The 18,391-nt window shown below is 62.8% G+C and carries 21 protein-coding genes; 15 read left to right on the forward strand and 6 right to left on the reverse strand.

All coding sequences use genetic code 11. The features are described 5' to 3' along the window. Nucleotides 1-196 precede the first annotated feature (196 nt). Complete coding sequence (locus E5X88_RS14245; protein WP_292162224.1) at nt 197-835, forward strand: DUF480 domain-containing protein; 639 nt, start codon at nt 197-199, stop codon at nt 833-835. Between the two features lie 46 nt (nt 836-881). On the opposite strand, the gene E5X88_RS14250 is transcribed toward E5X88_RS14245, so the two are convergent. Further along, entirely contained in the window at nt 882-1,307 is a 426-nt protein-coding gene (locus E5X88_RS14250) for an OsmC family protein (protein ID WP_292162225.1), read from the reverse strand. 206 nt (nt 1,308-1,513) lie between these two features. Between E5X88_RS14250 and E5X88_RS14255 the strand changes: the two genes are divergently transcribed. From E5X88_RS14255 to E5X88_RS14265, 3 genes are all read left to right on the forward strand, one after another. Continuing rightward, a complete protein-coding gene (locus E5X88_RS14255) occupies nt 1,514-1,726 on the forward strand; it encodes a hypothetical protein (RefSeq protein WP_292162227.1) in 213 nt (70 codons plus the stop codon). Nucleotides 1,727-1,728: 2 nt separating this feature from the next. Next, nucleotides 1,729-2,085, forward strand: a complete 357-nt coding sequence (locus E5X88_RS14260; RefSeq protein WP_292162229.1) for a YciI family protein — start codon at nt 1,729-1,731, stop codon at nt 2,083-2,085. A gap of 116 nt (nt 2,086-2,201) precedes the next feature. Next, a complete protein-coding gene (locus E5X88_RS14265) occupies nt 2,202-2,729 on the forward strand; it encodes a hypothetical protein (protein WP_292162231.1) in 528 nt (175 codons plus the stop codon). 162 nt (nt 2,730-2,891) lie between these two features. On the opposite strand, the gene E5X88_RS14270 is transcribed toward E5X88_RS14265, so the two are convergent. After that, nucleotides 2,892-4,154, reverse strand: a complete 1,263-nt coding sequence (locus tag E5X88_RS14270; RefSeq protein WP_292162233.1) for a ubiquinone biosynthesis hydroxylase — start codon at nt 4,152-4,154, stop codon at nt 2,892-2,894. Nucleotides 4,155-4,399: 245 nt separating this feature from the next. On the opposite strand from E5X88_RS14270, the gene tesB reads away from it, so the two are divergent. The 9 genes from tesB to E5X88_RS14315 all read left to right on the forward strand — a co-directional run bounded on the left by tesB (nt 4,400) and on the right by E5X88_RS14315 (nt 14,099). After that, complete coding sequence (gene tesB, locus E5X88_RS14275) at nt 4,400-5,275, forward strand: acyl-CoA thioesterase II (RefSeq protein WP_292162235.1); 876 nt, start codon at nt 4,400-4,402, stop codon at nt 5,273-5,275. Between the two features lie 220 nt (nt 5,276-5,495). Continuing rightward, nucleotides 5,496-5,834, forward strand: coding sequence for a P-II family nitrogen regulator (locus E5X88_RS14280; protein ID WP_292162236.1), 339 nt, complete (start codon nt 5,496-5,498; stop codon nt 5,832-5,834). 31 nt (nt 5,835-5,865) lie between these two features. Further along, nucleotides 5,866-7,296: an ammonium transporter gene (locus E5X88_RS14285; protein WP_292162238.1), complete on the forward strand. Its 1,431-nt coding sequence runs from the start codon at nt 5,866-5,868 to the stop codon at nt 7,294-7,296. Nucleotides 7,297-7,596: 300 nt separating this feature from the next. Continuing rightward, nucleotides 7,597-8,241: an AzlC family ABC transporter permease gene (locus E5X88_RS14290; protein ID WP_366664810.1), complete on the forward strand. Its 645-nt coding sequence runs from the start codon at nt 7,597-7,599 to the stop codon at nt 8,239-8,241. After that, on the forward strand, nt 8,238-8,588 hold the full coding sequence (locus E5X88_RS14295; protein WP_292162240.1) for an AzlD domain-containing protein: 351 nt from the start codon (nt 8,238-8,240) through the stop codon (nt 8,586-8,588). Before E5X88_RS14290 ends, E5X88_RS14295 begins: the two co-directional genes overlap by 4 nt. A 242-nt stretch (nt 8,589-8,830) precedes the next feature. Continuing rightward, complete coding sequence (locus E5X88_RS14300; RefSeq protein WP_292162241.1) at nt 8,831-9,106, forward strand: hypothetical protein; 276 nt, start codon at nt 8,831-8,833, stop codon at nt 9,104-9,106. 281 nt (nt 9,107-9,387) lie between these two features. Beyond that, the gene (locus E5X88_RS14305; protein WP_292162243.1) at nt 9,388-12,042 is read left to right on the forward strand and encodes a DNA translocase FtsK; all 2,655 of its coding nucleotides are present in this window, start codon (nt 9,388-9,390) and stop codon (nt 12,040-12,042) included. Between the two features lie 170 nt (nt 12,043-12,212). Further along, on the forward strand, nt 12,213-12,896 hold the full coding sequence (locus E5X88_RS14310) for an outer membrane lipoprotein carrier protein LolA (RefSeq protein ID WP_292162245.1): 684 nt from the start codon (nt 12,213-12,215) through the stop codon (nt 12,894-12,896). A gap of 396 nt (nt 12,897-13,292) precedes the next feature. After that, nucleotides 13,293-14,099 (forward strand): exodeoxyribonuclease III, encoded by an 807-nt coding sequence (locus E5X88_RS14315; protein WP_292162247.1) that lies wholly within the window; start codon nt 13,293-13,295, stop codon nt 14,097-14,099. A 209-nt stretch (nt 14,100-14,308) separates the two neighbouring features. On the opposite strand, the gene E5X88_RS14320 is transcribed toward E5X88_RS14315, so the two are convergent. Next, nucleotides 14,309-14,764, reverse strand: a complete 456-nt coding sequence (locus tag E5X88_RS14320) for a cyclic nucleotide-binding domain-containing protein (protein ID WP_292162249.1) — start codon at nt 14,762-14,764, stop codon at nt 14,309-14,311. 220 nt (nt 14,765-14,984) lie between these two features. Continuing rightward, a complete protein-coding gene (locus E5X88_RS14325) occupies nt 14,985-15,668 on the reverse strand; it encodes a response regulator transcription factor (protein WP_292162252.1) in 684 nt (227 codons plus the stop codon). Between the two features lie 147 nt (nt 15,669-15,815). Here E5X88_RS14325 and E5X88_RS14330 point away from each other — a divergent pair, with 147 nt between their 5' ends. Next, the gene (locus E5X88_RS14330; RefSeq protein WP_292162254.1) at nt 15,816-16,349 is read left to right on the forward strand and encodes a L,D-transpeptidase; all 534 of its coding nucleotides are present in this window, start codon (nt 15,816-15,818) and stop codon (nt 16,347-16,349) included. A 130-nt stretch (nt 16,350-16,479) separates the two neighbouring features. Here the strand turns inward: E5X88_RS14330 and E5X88_RS14335 are convergent, their stop codons facing one another. Next, nucleotides 16,480-16,737, reverse strand: coding sequence for a hypothetical protein (locus E5X88_RS14335; RefSeq protein ID WP_292162255.1), 258 nt, complete (start codon nt 16,735-16,737; stop codon nt 16,480-16,482). A 164-nt stretch (nt 16,738-16,901) separates the two neighbouring features. Here E5X88_RS14335 and gcvA point away from each other — a divergent pair, with 164 nt between their 5' ends. Beyond that, nucleotides 16,902-17,822, forward strand: coding sequence for a transcriptional regulator GcvA (gene gcvA / locus E5X88_RS14340; RefSeq protein WP_292162256.1), 921 nt, complete (start codon nt 16,902-16,904; stop codon nt 17,820-17,822). A gap of 58 nt (nt 17,823-17,880) precedes the next feature. On the opposite strand, the gene E5X88_RS14345 is transcribed toward gcvA, so the two are convergent. Continuing rightward, nucleotides 17,881-18,297: a DUF1761 domain-containing protein gene (locus E5X88_RS14345; RefSeq protein ID WP_292162257.1), complete on the reverse strand. Its 417-nt coding sequence runs from the start codon at nt 18,295-18,297 to the stop codon at nt 17,881-17,883. Nucleotides 18,298-18,391: the final 94 nt, after the last annotated feature.

Below are 18,391 nucleotides of genomic sequence, written 5' to 3' on the forward strand. Positions count from 1 at the left end.
CCTTCCCACCCCCCTCTGTCCTGCCGGACATCTCCCCCGCAAGGGGGGAGATCGGCAGCTTCAGCGCTCCGCTCGCTCCTGCGACGGTGGAGATTGGCGGAAGCGGTTGAGCGCGTAATCTCCCTCCTTGCGGGGGAGATGTCCGGCAGGACAGAGGGGGGCGCTGTCCCGCCGCCTTCAAAAGGATAGCCGACTTATGACTAACACCGAACTGCCCATCCTCTCCCCCATCGAAGCCCGCGTGCTCGGTTGCCTGATCGAAAAGAAGGAACTGACGCCCGATGTCTACCCGCTGACGCTCAATGCGGCACTTGCCGCCGCGAACCAGAAAACGGCGCGCGAGCCGGTGATGTCGATCGAGCTTGTCGAGGTGAGACGAGCGCTTGGCCAGCTGGAGCATAAGGGCTTGATCAAGCAGGTCTTTGCCTCGCGCGTCGAGCGGTATGAGCATGTCGTCGCGCAGCGCTTTTCGCTGACCTCGGCGCAGATTGCGCTGATCGGCCTGCTGCTGCTGCGCGGCCCGCAGACGGCCTATGAGTTGCTGGCGCGAAGCGAGCGCATGACGCGCATCCCGTCGATCGACGAGCTTCGCGGCAATCTCGACCTATTGATCGGCCGCAAGCCGCCTCTCGTCCAGCTGCTCGACCGCGCTCCCGGCCAGCGCGAGGAGCGCTATGCGCATCTCCTGTGCGGGCCGGTGCAGACGCCAGTGTTTGTAACGTCTCAGCAATCATCTTCGCCGACCTCGGACCTCGAAGCGCGCGTGCGGGCTCTCGAGGAAGAGGTTGCGATGCTGCGCGCACGCATCGACACGCTGACCGGCGAAGGGCAGTAGCGCCTCCCGCTGGTCCTGGTGCTGCCGGCTCGCGAGAGTGGGCCGCTCAGCCGAGCCTGGCGTCGAGCGACACCTTGATGGCGCCGAGCGCCTTCGACACCGGGCACTCGGCCTTGGCTTTTTCGGCCAATTCCCTGAATTTCTCCGCATCGATGCCCGGCACCTTGCCGACCACCGTGAGCGCGCTGCCTGTGATCCCCGTGCCAGGAACCAGCGTCACCACCGCTTTGGCGTCGAGTTCGTCGGCGGGCGTGCCGTTCTCGGCCAGGAAATGTGAGAACTGCATGGCGAAGCAGCCGGCATGCGCCGCCGCGATCAGCTCTTCCGGATTGGTGCCGGACTTGCCGCTTTCATCCTCGAAGCGCGCCTTGAATGAGTAGGGCGTGCCCTTCAAGGTCCCGCTCTGGGTGTCGAGCGTGCCCTTGCCCCCCTTCAGATCGCCTTGCCAGACGGCGTTTGCGGTGCGGTCCATGAATTCCTCCTTGATTGTCGAGCCGTGATCGGCGTCCGGTTGACTATAGAGCGCGCGAGTCCGAAGGCCACCCCGTGCTTTCGCATGAGCGGGCAGGATGGCATCATCATCGGGCCTTAAAAAATCCGCGTGCAAAAATGTCGACTTCCATCTGCCTCGACCGTCCTGCGGGCGGCCCTGGAACTCGTGGCCGGATGGAGGATCATATGAACTGTCTGTTTTCTGCCCACTGGAGAAGCGCCGGCCGAAAGACTGCTGAACAAGAAGCCGACTGGCTGCATCGGCCACCTTCCGGCTTCGGTCGACTGCTTGCCGCGGTCGCCATCATTGGGGTCGCGGTTTCCCTTCTCGATCATGCGGCGGTCAAGAGCCCGGCCGAGACCCTGGTCGCCAACGATTCGTCACAACAAGGAAGATAGAGATGAAATACGTTTGCCTGGTCTATGGTGAAGAAAAAGACCTTTACGCAATGACGCCAGAGAGGTTGGCCAAGCTCGACGCGGATTCACTGGCCTATGACAGGTCGGTGGAGCAAAGGGGCCGGCTGATCATCGCGCAGGCGCTGCAATCTGTGAAGACATCGAAGACCGTGCGCCGGCGCAAGGGCAAGCGGCTGATCACCGATGGCCCTTTCGCCGAGACCAAGGAGCAATTGCTCGGCTTCGTCATGATCGAGGCCGGGGATCTCGATGAGGCGCTGGAGGTCGCCGCAGGCATTCCGCTGGCCGAAATCGGCACGATCGAGGTCAGGGCGATCTACGACGTGCCGGGATCCTAGGGATTGTTCCGTTTTTGCGTCCGGCGGGTTCAAATTTTCTTCGGCGGGCGCAACTTTTGCGTGTTGAAGCAAAGCAATTCTTCTCCTATCGTCGCTGCGGCTGGGGGATTTCGGGCATGCATATACTGATTGCTGCAATTGGCCTGCTGGGAGCGGCGGCGTTCTGGTGGTACCGGCTGAAGATCATGAACGACGCAGCGCGTGAGGTTGCCGACGTCGTTGGCCGTGTCCAGGGCAACGTGCGCCGCAAGAGACTGCGCAAGCAGGCGGCGCTCTCACCGCTGACGGCAATCGACGATCCGGTCGTGGCGGCCGCGACGCTGATCGTTGCCATTGTTTCCGAGAACGGTCCAGTTCTGCCGCAGCGCGAAGCCGCGATTCGGTCGGTGATTTCGGAGATTGCGGACGAAAAGAAGACCGATGAGGCGGTGGTCTATGCCAAATGGGCGGCGTCGCAGATCGACGATGCCGCCATCGTCGTCGACAAGCTGGCGCCGTTCCTGCGCGAACGTCTGGATGTGGCCGAAAGAAACGATCTGCTGCAGATGGTGAACCGCGCAGCACAGGCTGGTGAGCAACCCCTGAAGATATCCGACCAGCGCATGCTCAGGCTGCGGCAGAAGCTCGGCTTCGAGGTCAACTAGGGTGCGCTGATATTCAGGTGATACCGGCCTGCGAACGGCGGTTTCCTGCGCTTCCGGTGCTCACGTACCCAGAAGTACGCTCCGCTCCGGTTCTCGGAACCCACCGTTCTCGGCTCGGCCTGACCTGAATCTCAACACACCCTGGCGTGTCCGTAAGACGGATCAGATCGCTTCGCCCTTGAGCAACTTCGGTGTGTCGCCGGACAGTCCGGACGCCTGGCGGATGAAAAAATCCTTCAGCCGCGGCATGCGTTCGACGAGGCCGAGGCCGATGTCGCGGACGGCGCGCAGCGGGCCGATGTCGTTGGAAAACAGCCGGTTCAGGACATCGGTGGTGATGCCCATCTGCAGCGTGTCGAAGCGCCGCCATTGCTGGTAGCGTTCGAGCACGTCGAGCGCGCCGATATCCTGGCCGAGCCGGTCGGCCTCGACCACCACTTCGGCCAATGCCGCAACATCCTTGAAGCCGAGATTGAGGCCCTGGCCGGCGATCGGATGGATGCCATGGGCGGCGTCGCCGGCGAGCGCAACGCGCGGCGCGACAAAGTCGCGGGCCAGCGTCAGGCTGAGCGGCCAGGCGCGGGGCCTGTCGGCGACACGGATCTCGCCGAGCTTCAGGCCAAAGCGCTGTTCCAGCTCATGCTCGAAGACGAGGTCGTCGCCGCCGACCAGTTTTTCGGCGTCGGCCGTCCGCTCGGTCCAGACGATCGACGAGCGGTTGGTCCCGTCCTTGCCCGGCTTGAGCGGCAGCGTGGCGAAGGGGCCGGCAGGGAGGAAATGCTCTTCGGCGCGGCCATTATGCGGCCGTTCATGCGCCACGGTGCAGACGATGCCGGACTGGCCATATTCCCATTTCACCGTCTTGATGCCGGCCAAGTCGCGCAGCTTCGAGTTGACGCCGTCGGCGGCGACCAGCAGCCGTGCCTTCAGCGTCGCGCCGTCGGCAAGATGCACGGTGATGCCGGCGCCGTTCACGTCGAAAGCGTTGACGGCGACGCCTTCGACGATGTCGATGCCGAGTTTTTCAGCGCGCCGGCGTAAGGCACCGTTCAAATCCTTGTTGGCGACCATATGCGCAAAGGCTTCGCCGGGCGCGACCTCGCCGTCGAAGGTGAGAAACACCGGGCGCACCGGATCGGACGTGCGCGAATCGGTGATGATCATTTCGGTGATCGCCTGCGCCTCCGGCGCGATTTCGGCCCAGACGCCGAGTTGGTCGAGCATGCGGCAAGCGGCAGCGGCGATGGCCGAGGCGCGGCCGTCCTTTTGCCAGACGCCGGCGGGCGCGGCGTCGACGACGGCGACCGCCAGGCTTGGCCGCGCCTGTTTCAGCGATACGGCGGTGGCAAGCCCGACATAGCCGGCGCCGGCGACCAGAACATCGAGCGAGGTTCGGTTCTCTGCATCCGCCCCACGGTCCACCATGGCAAATTCCTTTCCAGCCTTGACTGCCCGTCATTCCTGTCGGAAACCGCCATAACACTTCTTTGGCTGGTGTCCCGATTCTGAAATTCGCCTGAGTTGGATATCGAGGGCAGTACGAATTTCAGAATCGTAAGGACACTAGCAAACTAAGGGTTTCTAGTGTTGTCTTGATTTCGAAGTTCGCTCCGAGCGCAATATCGAAATCAGGCGAACTTCGAAATCCAAACAACACTGGGGCGCGAAACATGACGGCGGCCATGGACGAGCTTCTCAACATTCTCGAGCTCGAGCAGCTGGAACACAACCTGTACCGTGGTCGCAGCCCCAAGCTCGACTGGCAACGTATCTTCGGCGGCCAGACCATCGCCCAGGCGCTGGTCGCGGCCCAGCGTACGGTCGAGCCCGAACGCCACGTGCATTCGCTGCACGGCTATTTCATGCGGCCCGGCGACACCAAGGTGCCGATCATCTACGAGGTCGATCGCATCCGCGACGGCGGCTCCTTCACCACGCGACGCGTCGTGGCGATCCAGCACGGCCATGCGATCTTTTCGCTGGAAGCCTCGTTCCAGCAGGATGAAGTCGGCCTCGAACATCAGGTGCCGATGCCGCAGGACGTGCCGGCGCCCGACACGTTGCTGTCGCAGCGCGAATTGATAGGCAAGTTCGGCGAGGCCGTGCCCGACGGCATCAGGCGCTACTGGGAGCGCGACCGGCCGATCGAGATGAAACCGGTGATGCTGGAGCATTACACAAGCCGGGAAAAGCTGGAGCCGAAGCAGAACATCTGGATCCGCACCACCGGCCCGGTTCCGGCCGATCGCGCCACGCAGGCGGCGGTGCTTGCCTATCTTTCGGACATGACGCTGCTCGATACGTCGACCTTTGCGCATGGGCGCGCCATTTTCGATAGCGACATCCAGGCGGCGAGCCTCGATCACGCCATGTGGTTCCACCGCAGCCATCCGCTCGACGACTGGATGCTCTACACGCAAGACAGCCCGTCGACGCAAGGGTCGCGGGGGTTCACCCGCGGGTCGCTGTTTGCCCGCGACGGCACGTTGATCGCCTCGGTTGCCCAGGAAGGGCTGATCCGCCTGAAGCGGCTGCCCGCCGAGTAGGCAATTTTCAAAAATTGCCTAATTTTTAATCATACGCACTGCCGCGACAGTGATCAGCCGGCTGTTGAACGGCCCGCAACTTCTTTGTTTACAACAGGTTAATGAGCTGCTTCGGCAACTGGCACGGAGCTTGAATCCTAGCTGGCACTCTCCGGCTCTCATGGGGATCGGCGAAGTCGTGCAAACGCGGGGGACCCGCAACAGCAAAGGGTGAAACCTTATGAAAATCGTGATGGCAATCATCAAGCCGTTCAAGCTCGACGAGGTGCGCGAAGCGCTCACCGCAGTCGGCATCCAGGGCCTGACCGTCACCGAAGTCAAAGGCTACGGGCGTCAGAAGGGACACACGGAAATCTATCGCGGGGCGGAATACGCGGTCAGCTTCCTGCCGAAGATCAAGATCGAAGTCGCGGTCAGCCTGGACATGGTCGACAAGGCTGTCGAAGCCATCACCGCGGCGGCCAAGACCGGTCAGATCGGCGACGGCAAGATCTTCGTTTTCGGCATCGACCAGGCGGTGCGCATTCGCACCGGCGAAACAGACACCGACGCGCTTTGAGCTGCGGACACGTATTCCAATGGAGAGTTCAATGAATATTCCTTCTACTTTGAAGTCAGCGGCGCGCACCGCGCTGCTGGGCGCGTTCACGCTTGGAGCGTTGGGCACGATTGCCGCTTTCGCACAGGAAGCAGCGCCTGCCGCCGAAGCGGCAGCGCCAGCCGCGCCGGCCTTTACCGTCGACAAGGGCGACACGACGTGGATGATGGTTTCCACCGTGCTGGTGCTGTTGATGACCATTCCCGGCCTCGCCCTTTTTTACGGCGGCCTGGTTCGCGCCAAGAATATGCTGTCGGTACTGATGCAGGTCTTCACCATCACCAGCGTGGTTATGATCGTCTGGGTTTTCTACGGCTACAGCCTTGCCTTCACCCCCGGCAATGCCTTTGTCGGCGGCCTTTCCAAGATGTTTCTCGCCGGCGTCGACGTAACGACGCTGTCGGAAACCTTCACCAAGGGCGTCGCCATTCCTGAACTGGTGTTCGTCATCTTCCAGATGACCTTCGCCTGCATCACACCCGCGCTGATCGTCGGCGCTTTCGCCGAACGCATCAAGTTCTCCGCCGTGATCCTTTTCACCATTCTCTGGGTGACGTTCGTCTACTTCCCGATCGCGCACATGGTCTGGTTCTGGGGTGGCCCGAGCGCCTATAGCGACCCGTCCGGGCTCATCTTCGGCTTCGGCGCCGTCGACTTCGCCGGCGGCACGGTCGTTCACATCAATGCGGGCATCGCCGGCATCGTCGGTGCGCTCATGATCGGCAAGCGCATCGGCTACAACAAGGACATCATGGCGCCGCACTCGATGACGCTGACCATGGTCGGCGCTTCGCTGCTGTGGGTCGGCTGGTTCGGCTTCAACGCCGGTTCGAACCTCGAGGCCAACGCCTATGCGGTGCTGGCCATGATCAACACCTTCGTCGCCACAGCGGCGGCGGCAGTGACCTGGATCGTGCTTGAAACGCTGCTGCGCGGCAAAGCGTCCATGCTTGGCGCGGTTTCGGGCGCTGTCACCGGCCTTGTCGCTGTCACGCCCGCTGCCGGCTTTGCCGGACCGATGGGCGCCATCGTGCTCGGCATCGTCGCCACCTGTGGCTGCTACTTCTTCGTCTCGGTCGTGAAGAACAAGTTCGGCTACGACGACAGCCTCGATGTCTTCGGCATCCACTGCATCGGCGGCATCATCGGCGCGCTCGGCACCGGCATCCTGGTCAATCCCGCTCTCGGCGGCGCTGGCATCGTCGATTATTCGACAGCCGACTTCGCCGCCGGCTATGCCGGAACGGCCACCCAGCTGTGGTCGCAGTTCAAGGGTGTCCTGGTAACCGTCCTGTGGTCGGGTATCGGCAGCGCCATCCTCTACAAGATCGTCGATATGATCGTAGGCCTGCGTCCGACAGCCGATGCAGAGCGTGAAGGGCTCGACCTCACCTCGCATGGCGAAGCGGCCTATCACCCGTAAGTCCTGTGCGGGGCGGCCTGGCTGCCCCGCATCCTCCCATCCCGTCGTGACGCTCCCGAAAAGGGGGCTCGCGCCTTGGGGCCCGGACACGTTCCGGGCCTCTTTTTTGTGGCCGAAATCGGTAAGCTGCTTGTCTGGTACAGCCTTCCGGTCGGGACTTTTCCTAGGCCTTGTCGACGCAACTGTGTTAGTCGCGGAACAATGGCCGATACCGTTACCTCGCTTCACCGCTCCGTCCATCGCCGCCGCGCCTGGTTTCTTCGAGGCGCGCGGGGGGCGTTCTCGCTTCCGGGGTTGATCTTGGTCAGTTCCTTCGTCGGATTCGCTGCGCTGGCCAAGGACGCCGGCGTGACCGTCGCGCAGGCCGTCTTCATGACCGGGATCGTCTGGGCGCTGCCGTCGAAGGTCGTTTTCGTCGGCGCGATTCTTGCCGGGGCCTCGTTGCCGGCGGTGGCGCTGGCGGTGACCCTTTCGGCGATCCGCCTGATGCCGATGGTGATGGCGCTGGTGCCGGAAATGCGCGACGAGCGCACGCCGCGCTGGGTGCTCTATGTCCTGTCGCATTGCGTCGCCGTAACCTCTTGGGTCCTGGCGATGGAGCGGCTGAGGCGCGTGCCGCGCGCCATGCGCACGACCTACTATGCCGGGCTCGGCCTCACGCTGATCGCGGTCAACATGGTCGTGGTCGCGGTCGTCTATGCGCTGGCCGACTCGCTGCCGTCGGCCGTCTCAGCGGCGCTGTTGATGCTGACGCCGATGTACTTCCTCACATCTCTGTGGGGCTCGGCGCGCGAGCGGGCAGGGCACGTGGCGATGATTCTCGGTCTCGTCCTTGGGCCGCTGTTCCATCTTCTGCTGCCCGAAGCCGATCTGCTGGCGGCGGGGCTTATCGGCGGCGCGGTCGCCTATGCCTGGCACCGGATGCGTCAGAACGCAGCCGCATGACCTATTTCTCGTCCGATCTCTGGTGGTGGCCGTTTCTGTTCATCCTGCTCGCGGGCTGGCTGGCAACGGACTTCTGGCGATTCCTCGGCGTTGCGCTCGGTGGGCGCATGGAGGAAGGATCGGATCTTCTGGTCCTCGTGCGGGCCGTTGCGACAGCGCTCGTCGCGGCGGTGATCGGCAATTTGATTGTCTTTCCCGGAGGCGCCCTGGCGGTGACGCCACTGGCGCTGCGGATCGGGGCCGCGGCACTTGGATTTGCCGCCTATCTCGGCAGCGGCAGGCGCATGATCGTCGGCATCGTCACGGCCGAGGCGATTCTGTGCCTGGGGCTCTGGCTGGGATTCTAGCCGGCCAGGGCCGCAGCGTCGGGCGATTGCGACAGCGAAAGCCCGCGGAGCCGGAACCCGGACTGTTCCGGGCCTCCTCTTTGTTGTGCGGCGCCGCGCCGGTGGCAGCTCAGGCTCGATCACAATCGCTTGATCAGGCGGTTGATCGACCGCTGGTGTGAAACACCGGCTGTGCCGGTTCCGAACTGTGGTGGCGATCGTCGTTTGGGCGCTCGTGAAAACAACAGGGAAGGACACCAGTCATGAACATCAAGAACATCTGCCTTGGAGCGCTTGCTCTTTCCATGGTCAGCGGAGCTGCATTTGCCGGCGCTCTCGATTCACCCGACAACATGGCGCCGTTCTACACCGACTCCAGCATGAAGACCATGAAGCCGAAGGATGAGTTCAAGACTGCGTTCATGTCGATGCCGAAGGAAAAGCAGGAGGCTATGAAGAAAGAATGCAATGACGCGGCGATGAGCAAGCCGTATGCCGAGTTCTGCGCGAACGTGCAGGCGCTCGGCGGCGCCAACTAGCGCACGACCCCGAAGCTGGGTTCGGATCATGCCCCAGCCTTTGGGCGTCCAACAGGGCGCGCGTTCTAAGGTCTGGCGATCAGGCCGAGGCTTGATCGACCTGCCGATCCAGATGATGGCGGGACAGCGTGCCCGCCATTTTTGTGACCGCTTTTCCACCCGGAGATGCCGCCACGCACCCATGGTTAATGCGGCCTTAACCTTCCCGCCGATAGTCTGGTGTCCGAATCCGCCGCGTTGCGCGTACGCGTCCGGCCGGGCAACGACAGACGGGGAAGAGCATGCGTTCAGGGGCTTCAGCACCGCTCGCGCTGGCCGATACGGGGCACGGCATTCAGGCGTTCGCGCGGCGTCAGGTCGGCCGACTGGTCGGCGCCGGGCTGTTTGCGCTGGTCGCCTTCGGTGTCGCCAGCCTGGCTACCTGGAACGTCGCCGACCCAAGCTTCTCCCACGCCACCGGCAACATCGTCACCAACGCCATGGGCTATGCGGGCGCTGTCTTTTCCGACCTTGCCATGCAGTTCTTCGGCCTCGCCGCCGTCGCGGCGCTGGTGCCGGCGGTGATCTGGGGATTTCTGCTGTTTTCGGCGCGCGGCGTCGACAGGCTGCCGAAGCGCGGGCTCGCCTGGTTCGGCTACGCGGTGCTTGCCGCGGCCATCGCCGGCTGCGTGGTGCCGCCCCAGACTTGGCCGCTGCCGACCGGCCTCGGCGGCGTGTTCGGCGACATGGTGCTCAAGATTCCCGGTCTCGTCGTCGGCGGCTATCCGACCGGTCTCATCGCCAGCGTGCTTGCCGTGCTTCTGGCGGCACCGGCACTGTGGCTGTTTGCCTATGGCTCGGCGCTGATTGCACGCAAGAACGGCTTCGCCGTCCTGGAGCAGCCAGCCGAACCCGATCCCCGGGATCAGGACGACCTGCTTTTCGACAATGACGAGGACGAAGGCGACGAGGGCATTCTGGCGCTTGGCGCGATCACGCATTGGTGGCTGTCGTTGCGCGCCTATCTGCGCCGCCGCGCCGCGCGCCGACGGGAGCGCGACGACTTCGAACCGGAGATGGAACCGCGCGCCAGCGCCTGGCGGCGCGCAGCCGAGCGGGTCGAATCGGCCGAATACGCCGAAGCGCGGATGAGCGCCGATGGCCGCGCCCGCGTCGAGCCGGAATTCTTCGCCGCCATGGTCAACGACCGCAGTGCCTCGCTCGATCCCGACGATGCCGATGTCTTCGACGATGACGACGACATGGATTTTGCGCCGGAACTTTCAGGCCAGCAGCGCGCCGCGCCCAATGCGAAGGTGCAGAATTTCCGGTCGGACGCGGCCACACGCGTCGCGGCGCCGGCACCTCGGCCCGTGCCGGGCGCCCGCGTCCAGCGCGAAGCGCAGACCTCGCTGATCGGCTCCGAGAAATTCGAAATGCCGTCGCTGCATTTCCTGTCCGAACCGAAGAACATCGTGCGCGACGCCAGCCTGTCCAAGGACGCGCTGGAGCAGAATGCCCGCCTGCTCGAGGGCGTATTGGAGGATTTCGGCGTCAAGGGCGAGATCATCCATGTGCGCCCCGGTCCGGTCGTCACGCTCTATGAGCTGGAACCGGCGCCCGGCATCAAATCGTCGCGGGTCATCGGCCTGTCCGACGACATCGCCCGCTCGATGAGCGCGATCGCCTGCCGCGTCGCCGTGGTGCCTGGCCGCAACGCCATCGGCATCGAGCTGCCGAACGCCAAGCGCGAGACCGTCTATCTCAGGGAGATCATGGCCAGCCGCGATTTCGAGACCACCAAGGCCAAGCTGGCGCTGGCGCTGGGCAAGACCATCAATGGCGAGGCGGTCATCGTCGACATCGCCAAGATGCCGCATGTGCTGGTCGCCGGCACCACCGGTTCGGGCAAATCGGTCGCCATCAACACCATGATCCTGTCGCTGCTCTACCGGCTGACGCCGCAGGACTGCCGGCTGATCATGATCGACCCGAAGATGCTGGAGCTCTCGGTCTATGACGGCATCCCGCATCTGCTGACGCCTGTCGTCACCGACCCGAAGAAGGCGGTGGTCGCGCTGAAATGGACCGTGCGCGAGATGGAGGACCGCTATCGCAAGATGTCGAAGGTCGGCGTCCGCAACATCGACGGTTTCAACGCGCGCGTGCAACAGGCGGAGAAGAAAGGCGAGAAAATCTCGCGCACCGTGCAGACCGGCTTCGACCGCCAGACCGGCGAGGCGATCTACGAGACCGAAAACCTCGACCTTGAGCCGATGCCCTATATTGTCGTCATCATCGACGAGATGGCCGACCTGATGATGGTGGCCGGCAAAGACATCGAAGGCGCGGTGCAGCGCCTGGCGCAAATGGCGCGCGCCGCCGGCATCCACGTCATCATGGCGACGCAGCGGCCGTCGGTCGACGTCATCACCGGCACGATCAAGGCCAACTTCCCGACCCGCATCTCTTTCCAGGTGACGTCGAAGATCGACAGCCGCACCATCCTGGGCGAGCAGGGCGCCGAGCAGTTGCTCGGCATGGGCGACATGCTCTACATGGCCGGCGGCGGCCGCATCCAGCGCGTGCACGGTCCCTTCGTTTCCGACGACGAGGTCGAGAAGATCGTCGCGCATCTGAAGCTGCAGGGCGTGCCGGAATATCTCGACGCCATCACCGAGGATGAAGGCGAGGACGACGACGAGCCGTCGGGCAAGGGCGGTTCAGGCGGTGGCGGCGGCAATTTCGAGGATTCCGACGATCCCTACGACCAGGCGGTTGCCGTGGTGCTGCGCGACGGCAAGGCCTCGACCAGCTACATCCAGCGCCGGCTCGGCATCGGCTACAACCGCGCCGCCTCGATCATCGAGAAGATGGAGAAGGAAGGCATTGTCGGTCCGGCCAACCACGCCGGAAAGCGCGAGATCCTGGTGCCGACGGAAGAGGACAAGTTCTGATCCGATCGGGAAAAACCGCCAGGTTCTGTCCGGGCTGCAACGTCGGTGACGGCAACTTTGAACCTTTTGGCGCGTTGCTGCGACTGAGCGCTGTCCGGGCCGCCAAACTTAAGCCCAACTGGGGGGCCAAGGGACTGCAACACTATATGAACCAGATGAGAGTGACCGGTATGAAAAACTCTTCCTTTGACCCGATCAGCGATTTTGCCCCGACCCGCCGCCAGGTGCTTGGCCTCGGCGTGGTCCTTGCCGGCGCGGCAGCCATCAATGTCGTCCCCGGCGTCCAGTTGCTGGCGTCGGCGCAGGCAGCGGTGCCACCGGCGGCGCAAAAGATCGCCGACCATTTCTCCTCGGTCAAATCGATGACCGGCGAGTTCGTGCAGTTTGGACCCAAGGGCGAGCAGACCGGCGGCAAGTTCTTTCTGGAACGGCCGGGCAAGATCCGCTTCAACTATGACGGAGCGTCGAATTTCAGGGTGATTTCCGACGGCAAGTCAGTGGTCATCCTCAACAAGCGGCTGAAGACGTCCGATCTGTATCCGTTGTCGAAGACGCCGCTCAAACTGCTGCTCGACACCAGGATCGACCTCTCCGGCGGCCGCGTCAGAAGCGTCAAGGAGGAGAACGACCTCACCACCATCCAGCTCGCCGACAAATCGGTGTTCGGCAATTCTAGGATCACGATGATGTTCGATCCGAAATCCTACGAATTGCGCCAGTGGACCATCACCGACGCGCAAGGCAAGGACACTACGGTGATGATCTTCAACGTCAGGGAAGGCGTGCGTTTCGCCCCCGACACCTTTGCCATCGACTATACGGCCAACCGCGAGCTGAACACCAAGTCGCGCTGACACTTCCGGCTTGGCAGTGGAAAGCCTCTCGCCCTTTCGGGCATTGGCACCGCCCCTCACCTTACTCTCTTCGTGAAGAACGGAGAAGGTCGCTAGTGTTGCTGTCGGGGTGTGGCCTGTCCTTCTCCCCTTGTGGGAGAAGGTGGCCGAGCGAAGCTCGGTCGGATGAGGGGTGTTCCAGCTTGGCAACGACGGCACTCCGTCCAGCACCCCTCATCCGTCTTGGCGCTGCGCGCCAATCCACCTTCTCCCACAAGGGGAGAAGGACCGGCGCCCGTGCGCGGCCCGGCTTGTTTTTGCGGTGCGCGGCTGGCAGTAGTTGCCGGGACTGACTTTCAAAGGCGTCATTCCCGTCGGAGCTCTCTGGCGGGCCATGCGCTGCCCTGGATCCTGTGCATGCCCTTTTCCGTCGCCACCTGGAACATCAACTCCGTCCGCCTGCGCATGCCGATCGTCGAGCGCCTGCTTGTCGAACAGGCGCCGGACGTGCTTTGCCTGCAGGAAACGAAGGTTCCCGACGAGCTGTTTCCCGAGAAGGCCTTCCGTAAGCTTGGCTACGAGCACATCGCCTTCCACGGCCAGAAGGGCTATCACGGCGTGGCGACGGTGGCGCGCCGGCCGATCGAGATCGTCGAAAAGCGCCGCTTCTGCGAGATCGAGGACTGCCGGCATCTGTCGGTCACCATCCGCGCCGGCGGCAAGGCGATCCTGCTGCATAATTTCTACGTCCCGGCCGGCGGTGACGAGCCCGACCCCGTCATCAACCGCAAGTTCAGGCACAAGCTGGATTTCGTCGCCGAGATGAACGCCATCCGCGCCGAGCACGACGAGGTGTCCGGTTCGATCCTGGTCGGCGACCTCAACATCGCGCCGTTCGAACACGACGTCTGGTCGCACAAGCAGCTCCTGAACGTGGTCAGCCATACGCCGATAGAGACGGAAAGCTTCGAGGCGATGCGGCTCGCCGGCGACTGGGTCGACCTGATGCGGCTCAACGTGCCTTATGAGCAGAAGCTCTACACTTGGTGGAGCTATCGCGCGCAGGATTGGGAAGCGTCGGACCGCGGCCGGCGGCTCGACCATGTCTGGTCGTCGCCGAACCTGGTGCCGAGCTTTGCCTGCTACGAGATCCTGCGGCCGGCGCGCGGCTGGGAACGACCGTCGGACCATGTGCCTGTTATCGCGCGGTTCGACCTGGAGTAGGCATGTCGATATTCAGGTGATGCCGGCCTGTAAATGACGGCTTCCTGCGCTTCCGGTGCTCACGTACCCAAAAGTACGCTCCGCTCCGGTTCTCGGAATCCGTCATTTTCGACTCGGCCTGACCTGAATCTCAACATACCTTGGGCGCAGCGAGGGCTTTGCGCGGGTTCCCAGCTGTGAGAGTGCTCAAAATTTTGTGCTGATTTCGTTCAGTTGTCGAAACGCGGCGCCAGCTTCTCGATGCGGCGGATCATCGCCTGGAAATCCTCGGAGATGCGCTGGTGCAGATGGACCGCGATGTCGGGATATTCCTCCAGGATGCGGCGGAACATCTTGCGGCTGAGTCGCAGCACTTCCGAATCGATCGCGGCGGACGCGCTGGTCAGCCGGTTGGTGTCGGCGATCAGCGCCAGTTCGCTCAACATGGTACCGGGGCCAGCCGTGCCTATCGGGACGCGGTCGCCATCCTGCTCGCGATAAAGGACGATGCGCCCGCTGACCACGATATAGGCGCAATCGGCCTCGTCGTCCTCGCGGTAAAGCTTGTGGTCGGCCTGCAGTTTGGTGGTTTCCGCGCCGAAGGCGAGCAAACGCAACTGTTCCTGCGTGAAGCCCTCGAAGAGCCTCACGGTGGACAGGATGCGGATGTCGTCATCCAGCGCCATCTAGCTATGTCCCCGAACGGTCAGTCCAATCCCTCCCTTAGAGCGCCGCGCGTCTGGATGCGCAAAGGACACTCTAACATTTTGAATCGACGCATCGCGCTTTCCAAAAATCGAGTCCGATCTTTGGGCCGATGCGTCAGTTCGATCCAGAACCACCTCCAGTCTCAGGACCGCACCAGAAAGCGGTCCCGCCCCGACCGCTCATTGGATAATGAAATGTTTAAGGAACCAGCTTGTAGCCGCCGCTTTCTGTCACAAGAATTTCCGCATTGGAAGGATCGCGCTCGATCTTCTGGCGCAGCCGGTAGACATGGGTTTCCAGCGTGTGCGTGGTGACGCCGGAATTGTAGCCCCACACTTCCTCGAGCAGCACGTCGCGCGTCACCACCTTCTGGTCGGCGCGGTAGAGATATTTGATGATCGAGGCTTCCTTCTCGGTCAGCCGCACCTTGGCGCCGCGCTGGTCGATCAAAAGTTTCTGGCTGGGCTTGAAAGTATAGGGGCCGACCGAAAAGGTGGCGTCTTCGCTCTGCTCATGCTGGCGAAGCTGCGCACGGATGCGGGCCAGAAGAACCGCGAAGCGGAACGGCTTGATCACATAGTCGTTGGCGCCGGCTTCGAGGCCGAGAATCGTGTCCGAATCGGTGTCGTGTCCAGTCAGCATGATGATAGGCGCCTTGTAGCCGCCCTTGCGCAGGATCTTGACCGCCTCCCGACCGTCCATGTCGGGCAGGCCGACATCCATAATGAGCAGATCGACGAGGCCACCGCGTGCCGCGGCGATGCCTTTGGCGGCGCTTGATTCCTGCAGGACGTCAAATTCCTCGTAGAGAGACAATTGCTCGACGAGCGTGCCGCGCAGGTCGTCATCGTCATCGACGATCAGAATGGTGCGTGAAGTCATGGATCAATCCGTTGTTTTGAAAAGAAAATTCAGTTGACCGCTACCTGTTTATGCGGAAGCTGACCGGCACAACAGCCGATCACAGTGATTTGTTCCGTGACACGATCATACAAGAAAAAACGCGCGCGCAATGAGGCGAGCGCATTTTTGCGAAAAGGGCTTCATGTGCTCACGGTGCGCGCCAGGCCCGGCCACGCCAGCCAGGGGCTCCTGCAGGCCGGCGGACTGGTGTTTTCATGTGCGCTGGGACGCGGCGGCATATCGGCAGCCAAGCGCGAAGGCGACGGCGCCACGCCGCTTGGTTCGATGCGGATCCTGTCGGGATACTTCCGGAGCGATCATTTTTCCGACGGCCGCAAAACCCGGCTGGCGATGGCGCCGATCGGTGCCGATCTCGGCTGGTGCGAAGTGCCCGATGATCGCAACTACAACCGTCCGGTCAGGATTCCCTATGGCGCCAGCCACGAGCGGATGCTGCGCGCCGACCGGCTCTATGATGCCTGCCTGGTGCTCGACTGGAACATTTCGCCGCGTCGCCGCGGGCGCGGCAGCGCCATCTTCTTTCACCTCGCGCGCCCCGGCTTCACGCCGACGCAAGGCTGCGTGGCGGTGACGGCACGCACGATGGCCCGGCTGTTGCCGTTGTTGTCGGATCGCACGGTGGTGAGGGTGGTGAGGTAGGGGAATAGGGGAGTAAGGCAGCAGGGCAGTAGGGCAGTAGGAAAAGCTAGGTGGCGCGTTCGCCCAATCCTACCGATACTTCTGACTTCCTTACCACCCTATTCCCCTACTGCCCTACTGCCCTACTGCCCTACTGCCTTACTTCCCTAACCCGCTGCCAGCCGATGTCGAGCAGACCCAGCCGGCCGAGTTCCCGGTCCATTGCACGCGCGACATCCTTCCGTTCGGCGCCGATGTCGCGCAATTGGCGATCCGAAAGATCCTCGACATTTTCATGCGGGAGCTCCTGCGGGAGGTTGACCGCGATTTTCGCGTAGCGGAACCACTCAATTGCCGCCCGCAGCCAGATTGGCCGGGTGGCCGGAGACTTCAAGACGATGTGGGACATGACGTGACCCCTTCTATCCGGATATCAAATCCGATTTGATGGTTTATCGATGGTCCAATCATGCCGGATTGAAATCTAAGAGGGAAACGAGTAGTTTTTTCTCTATCATCAAGTTTTATTTGTGGATCAAGAGCGATGATCCTGCCAAAAGTCATTCCGCGCTGATGGCCCGCCTGCTGCCTGGAACCCGTGCCTTGAGGACGCTGGAAGCAGCCGCCCGGCACCTCAACTTCACCCGCGCCGCCGACGAGCTCGGCCTGACACCGGCCGCGGTCAGCCACCAGATCAAGGAAATCGAGGATCAGCTTGGGATCGTGCTGTTCACGCGCACCAGCCGTACCATCCGGCTGACGGAGGCGGGCGCGGTGCTGTTCGAGGCCGCAACCGATGCGCTCGACCTGCTCGGTCGTGCCGTTTCACGGGCGCACAAGACAGCGCGCGGAACGTCGCTGCTGAAAGTGACCCTCGATGCCCAGTTCGCGACAAAATGGCTGATGCGGCGCGTCGACGACTTTCGCAAGCATCAACCCGGTGTCGAGCTGCGCTTCGATATAACCTCTGAATTGCGCGATTTCGACCTGGACGACGTCGATGTCGGCATCCGTTTCGGCGCTGGAAAATATCCGGGCCTTTGCGCCCACCGGCTGTTTGACAACGTCATCATTCCGGTCTGCAGCCCAGCGTTACTGCGGGCGGGGCCGCCGCTCAAGGAGCCGCGTGACCTGTTCCATCACACGCTCGCCCATATCGAGTGGGCGCGTCAGGGCGTGACGTGGCCGAACTGGCGCATGTGGATGGCGGCGGCCGGCGTCAACGATTTCGATGACAGCCGGACGATCGTCTTCGGCACGTCCTCGGACGTCGTTCAGGCCGCGCTCGACGGCCATGCCGTGGCGCTCGCCGACTTCGCCATGGTGGCAAACGACCTTTCCGAGGGCAGGCTGGTGCGTCCCTTTGAACTGGGCATGAAGGTGGCGCCCGAATTCGCCTATTTCCTGGTCTACCCCAAGAGCGTCGCCGATGAGGCTCGCATCGTCGCCTTTCGCGAATGGCTTCTCGACGAAGTCGCGAAGACGCCGACGTGATTTGGCGGACACTTGCACGTCGCGTCCGAAGGCATGCCTTTGGGCGATGTGTATTGGCTTAAGCCGCCGCCGCTCCGAACCAGCCGATCACAGCGCCGATGAGGAGCAGCACGCCAAGCCAGTGGCCGCAGTCTATGACGGTCAGGTCCCAGCCGAAACCTTCGTAGCGGTGATTGACGGATAGCGTCGTGGCGACGAATCCGAGCCAGAGAACGAAGCCGAACACCAGCCCGGCAAGGAGGCTCGGTTCGCCACCGGTCATCGCGCCGATAACCAGCGACATGACCAGCGCCATGACAAGTTCCGCGATGAAGCTGATGACAAAGGGCAGCGGCGATTTGTTCATGGTCGCAGGATCAAGCTTGGCGGCCTTGAGCCACGGCTTGCTCAAGGTCATGTACCAGGCGGCGCCGAACAACCACGCCACCACGGCGGCGACGATCACCGCCAGCCAGTTCACTGCTGAAAAATCCATGATTTCCCTCCCAAAAGCATGTCGCCCAAAAGTGCCCGGCGGTTTTGGGACAACGACATGCGTATTCTCAAAATCGAACCATGATGGAACGCCG

The organism is Mesorhizobium sp., assembly GCF_004962245.1.
Classification (GTDB): Bacteria; Pseudomonadota; Alphaproteobacteria; order Rhizobiales; family Rhizobiaceae; genus Mesorhizobium.

Coding starts and splice junctions, on each gene's coding strand:
- E5X88_RS14260 (WP_292162229.1), top strand. CDS start 1,729: ATGAAATACGTTTGCCTGGTCTATGGTGAAGAAAAAGACCTTTACGCA.
- E5X88_RS14310 (WP_292162245.1), top strand. CDS start 12,213: ATGAAAAACTCTTCCTTTGACCCGATCAGCGATTTTGCCCCGACCCGC.
- E5X88_RS14335 (WP_292162255.1), bottom strand. CDS start 16,737: ATGTCCCACATCGTCTTGAAGTCTCCGGCCACCCGGCCAATCTGGCTG.
- E5X88_RS14315 (WP_292162247.1), top strand. CDS start 13,293: ATGCCCTTTTCCGTCGCCACCTGGAACATCAACTCCGTCCGCCTGCGC.
- E5X88_RS14295 (WP_292162240.1), top strand. CDS start 8,238: ATGACCTATTTCTCGTCCGATCTCTGGTGGTGGCCGTTTCTGTTCATC.
- E5X88_RS14280 (WP_292162236.1), top strand. CDS start 5,496: ATGAAAATCGTGATGGCAATCATCAAGCCGTTCAAGCTCGACGAGGTG.
- E5X88_RS14255 (WP_292162227.1), top strand. CDS start 1,514: ATGAACTGTCTGTTTTCTGCCCACTGGAGAAGCGCCGGCCGAAAGACT.
- E5X88_RS14345 (WP_292162257.1), bottom strand. CDS start 18,297: ATGGATTTTTCAGCAGTGAACTGGCTGGCGGTGATCGTCGCCGCCGTG.
- E5X88_RS14285 (WP_292162238.1), top strand. CDS start 5,866: ATGAATATTCCTTCTACTTTGAAGTCAGCGGCGCGCACCGCGCTGCTG.
- tesB (WP_292162235.1), top strand. CDS start 4,400: ATGACGGCGGCCATGGACGAGCTTCTCAACATTCTCGAGCTCGAGCAG.
- E5X88_RS14250 (WP_292162225.1), bottom strand. CDS start 1,307: ATGGACCGCACCGCAAACGCCGTCTGGCAAGGCGATCTGAAGGGGGGC.
- E5X88_RS14265 (WP_292162231.1), top strand. CDS start 2,202: ATGCATATACTGATTGCTGCAATTGGCCTGCTGGGAGCGGCGGCGTTC.
- E5X88_RS14300 (WP_292162241.1), top strand. CDS start 8,831: ATGAACATCAAGAACATCTGCCTTGGAGCGCTTGCTCTTTCCATGGTC.
- E5X88_RS14305 (WP_292162243.1), top strand. CDS start 9,388: ATGCGTTCAGGGGCTTCAGCACCGCTCGCGCTGGCCGATACGGGGCAC.
- gcvA (WP_292162256.1), top strand. CDS start 16,902: ATGGCCCGCCTGCTGCCTGGAACCCGTGCCTTGAGGACGCTGGAAGCA.
- E5X88_RS14245 (WP_292162224.1), top strand. CDS start 197: ATGACTAACACCGAACTGCCCATCCTCTCCCCCATCGAAGCCCGCGTG.
- E5X88_RS14325 (WP_292162252.1), bottom strand. CDS start 15,668: ATGACTTCACGCACCATTCTGATCGTCGATGACGATGACGACCTGCGC.
- E5X88_RS14270 (WP_292162233.1), bottom strand. CDS start 4,154: ATGGTGGACCGTGGGGCGGATGCAGAGAACCGAACCTCGCTCGATGTT.
- E5X88_RS14320 (WP_292162249.1), bottom strand. CDS start 14,764: ATGGCGCTGGATGACGACATCCGCATCCTGTCCACCGTGAGGCTCTTC.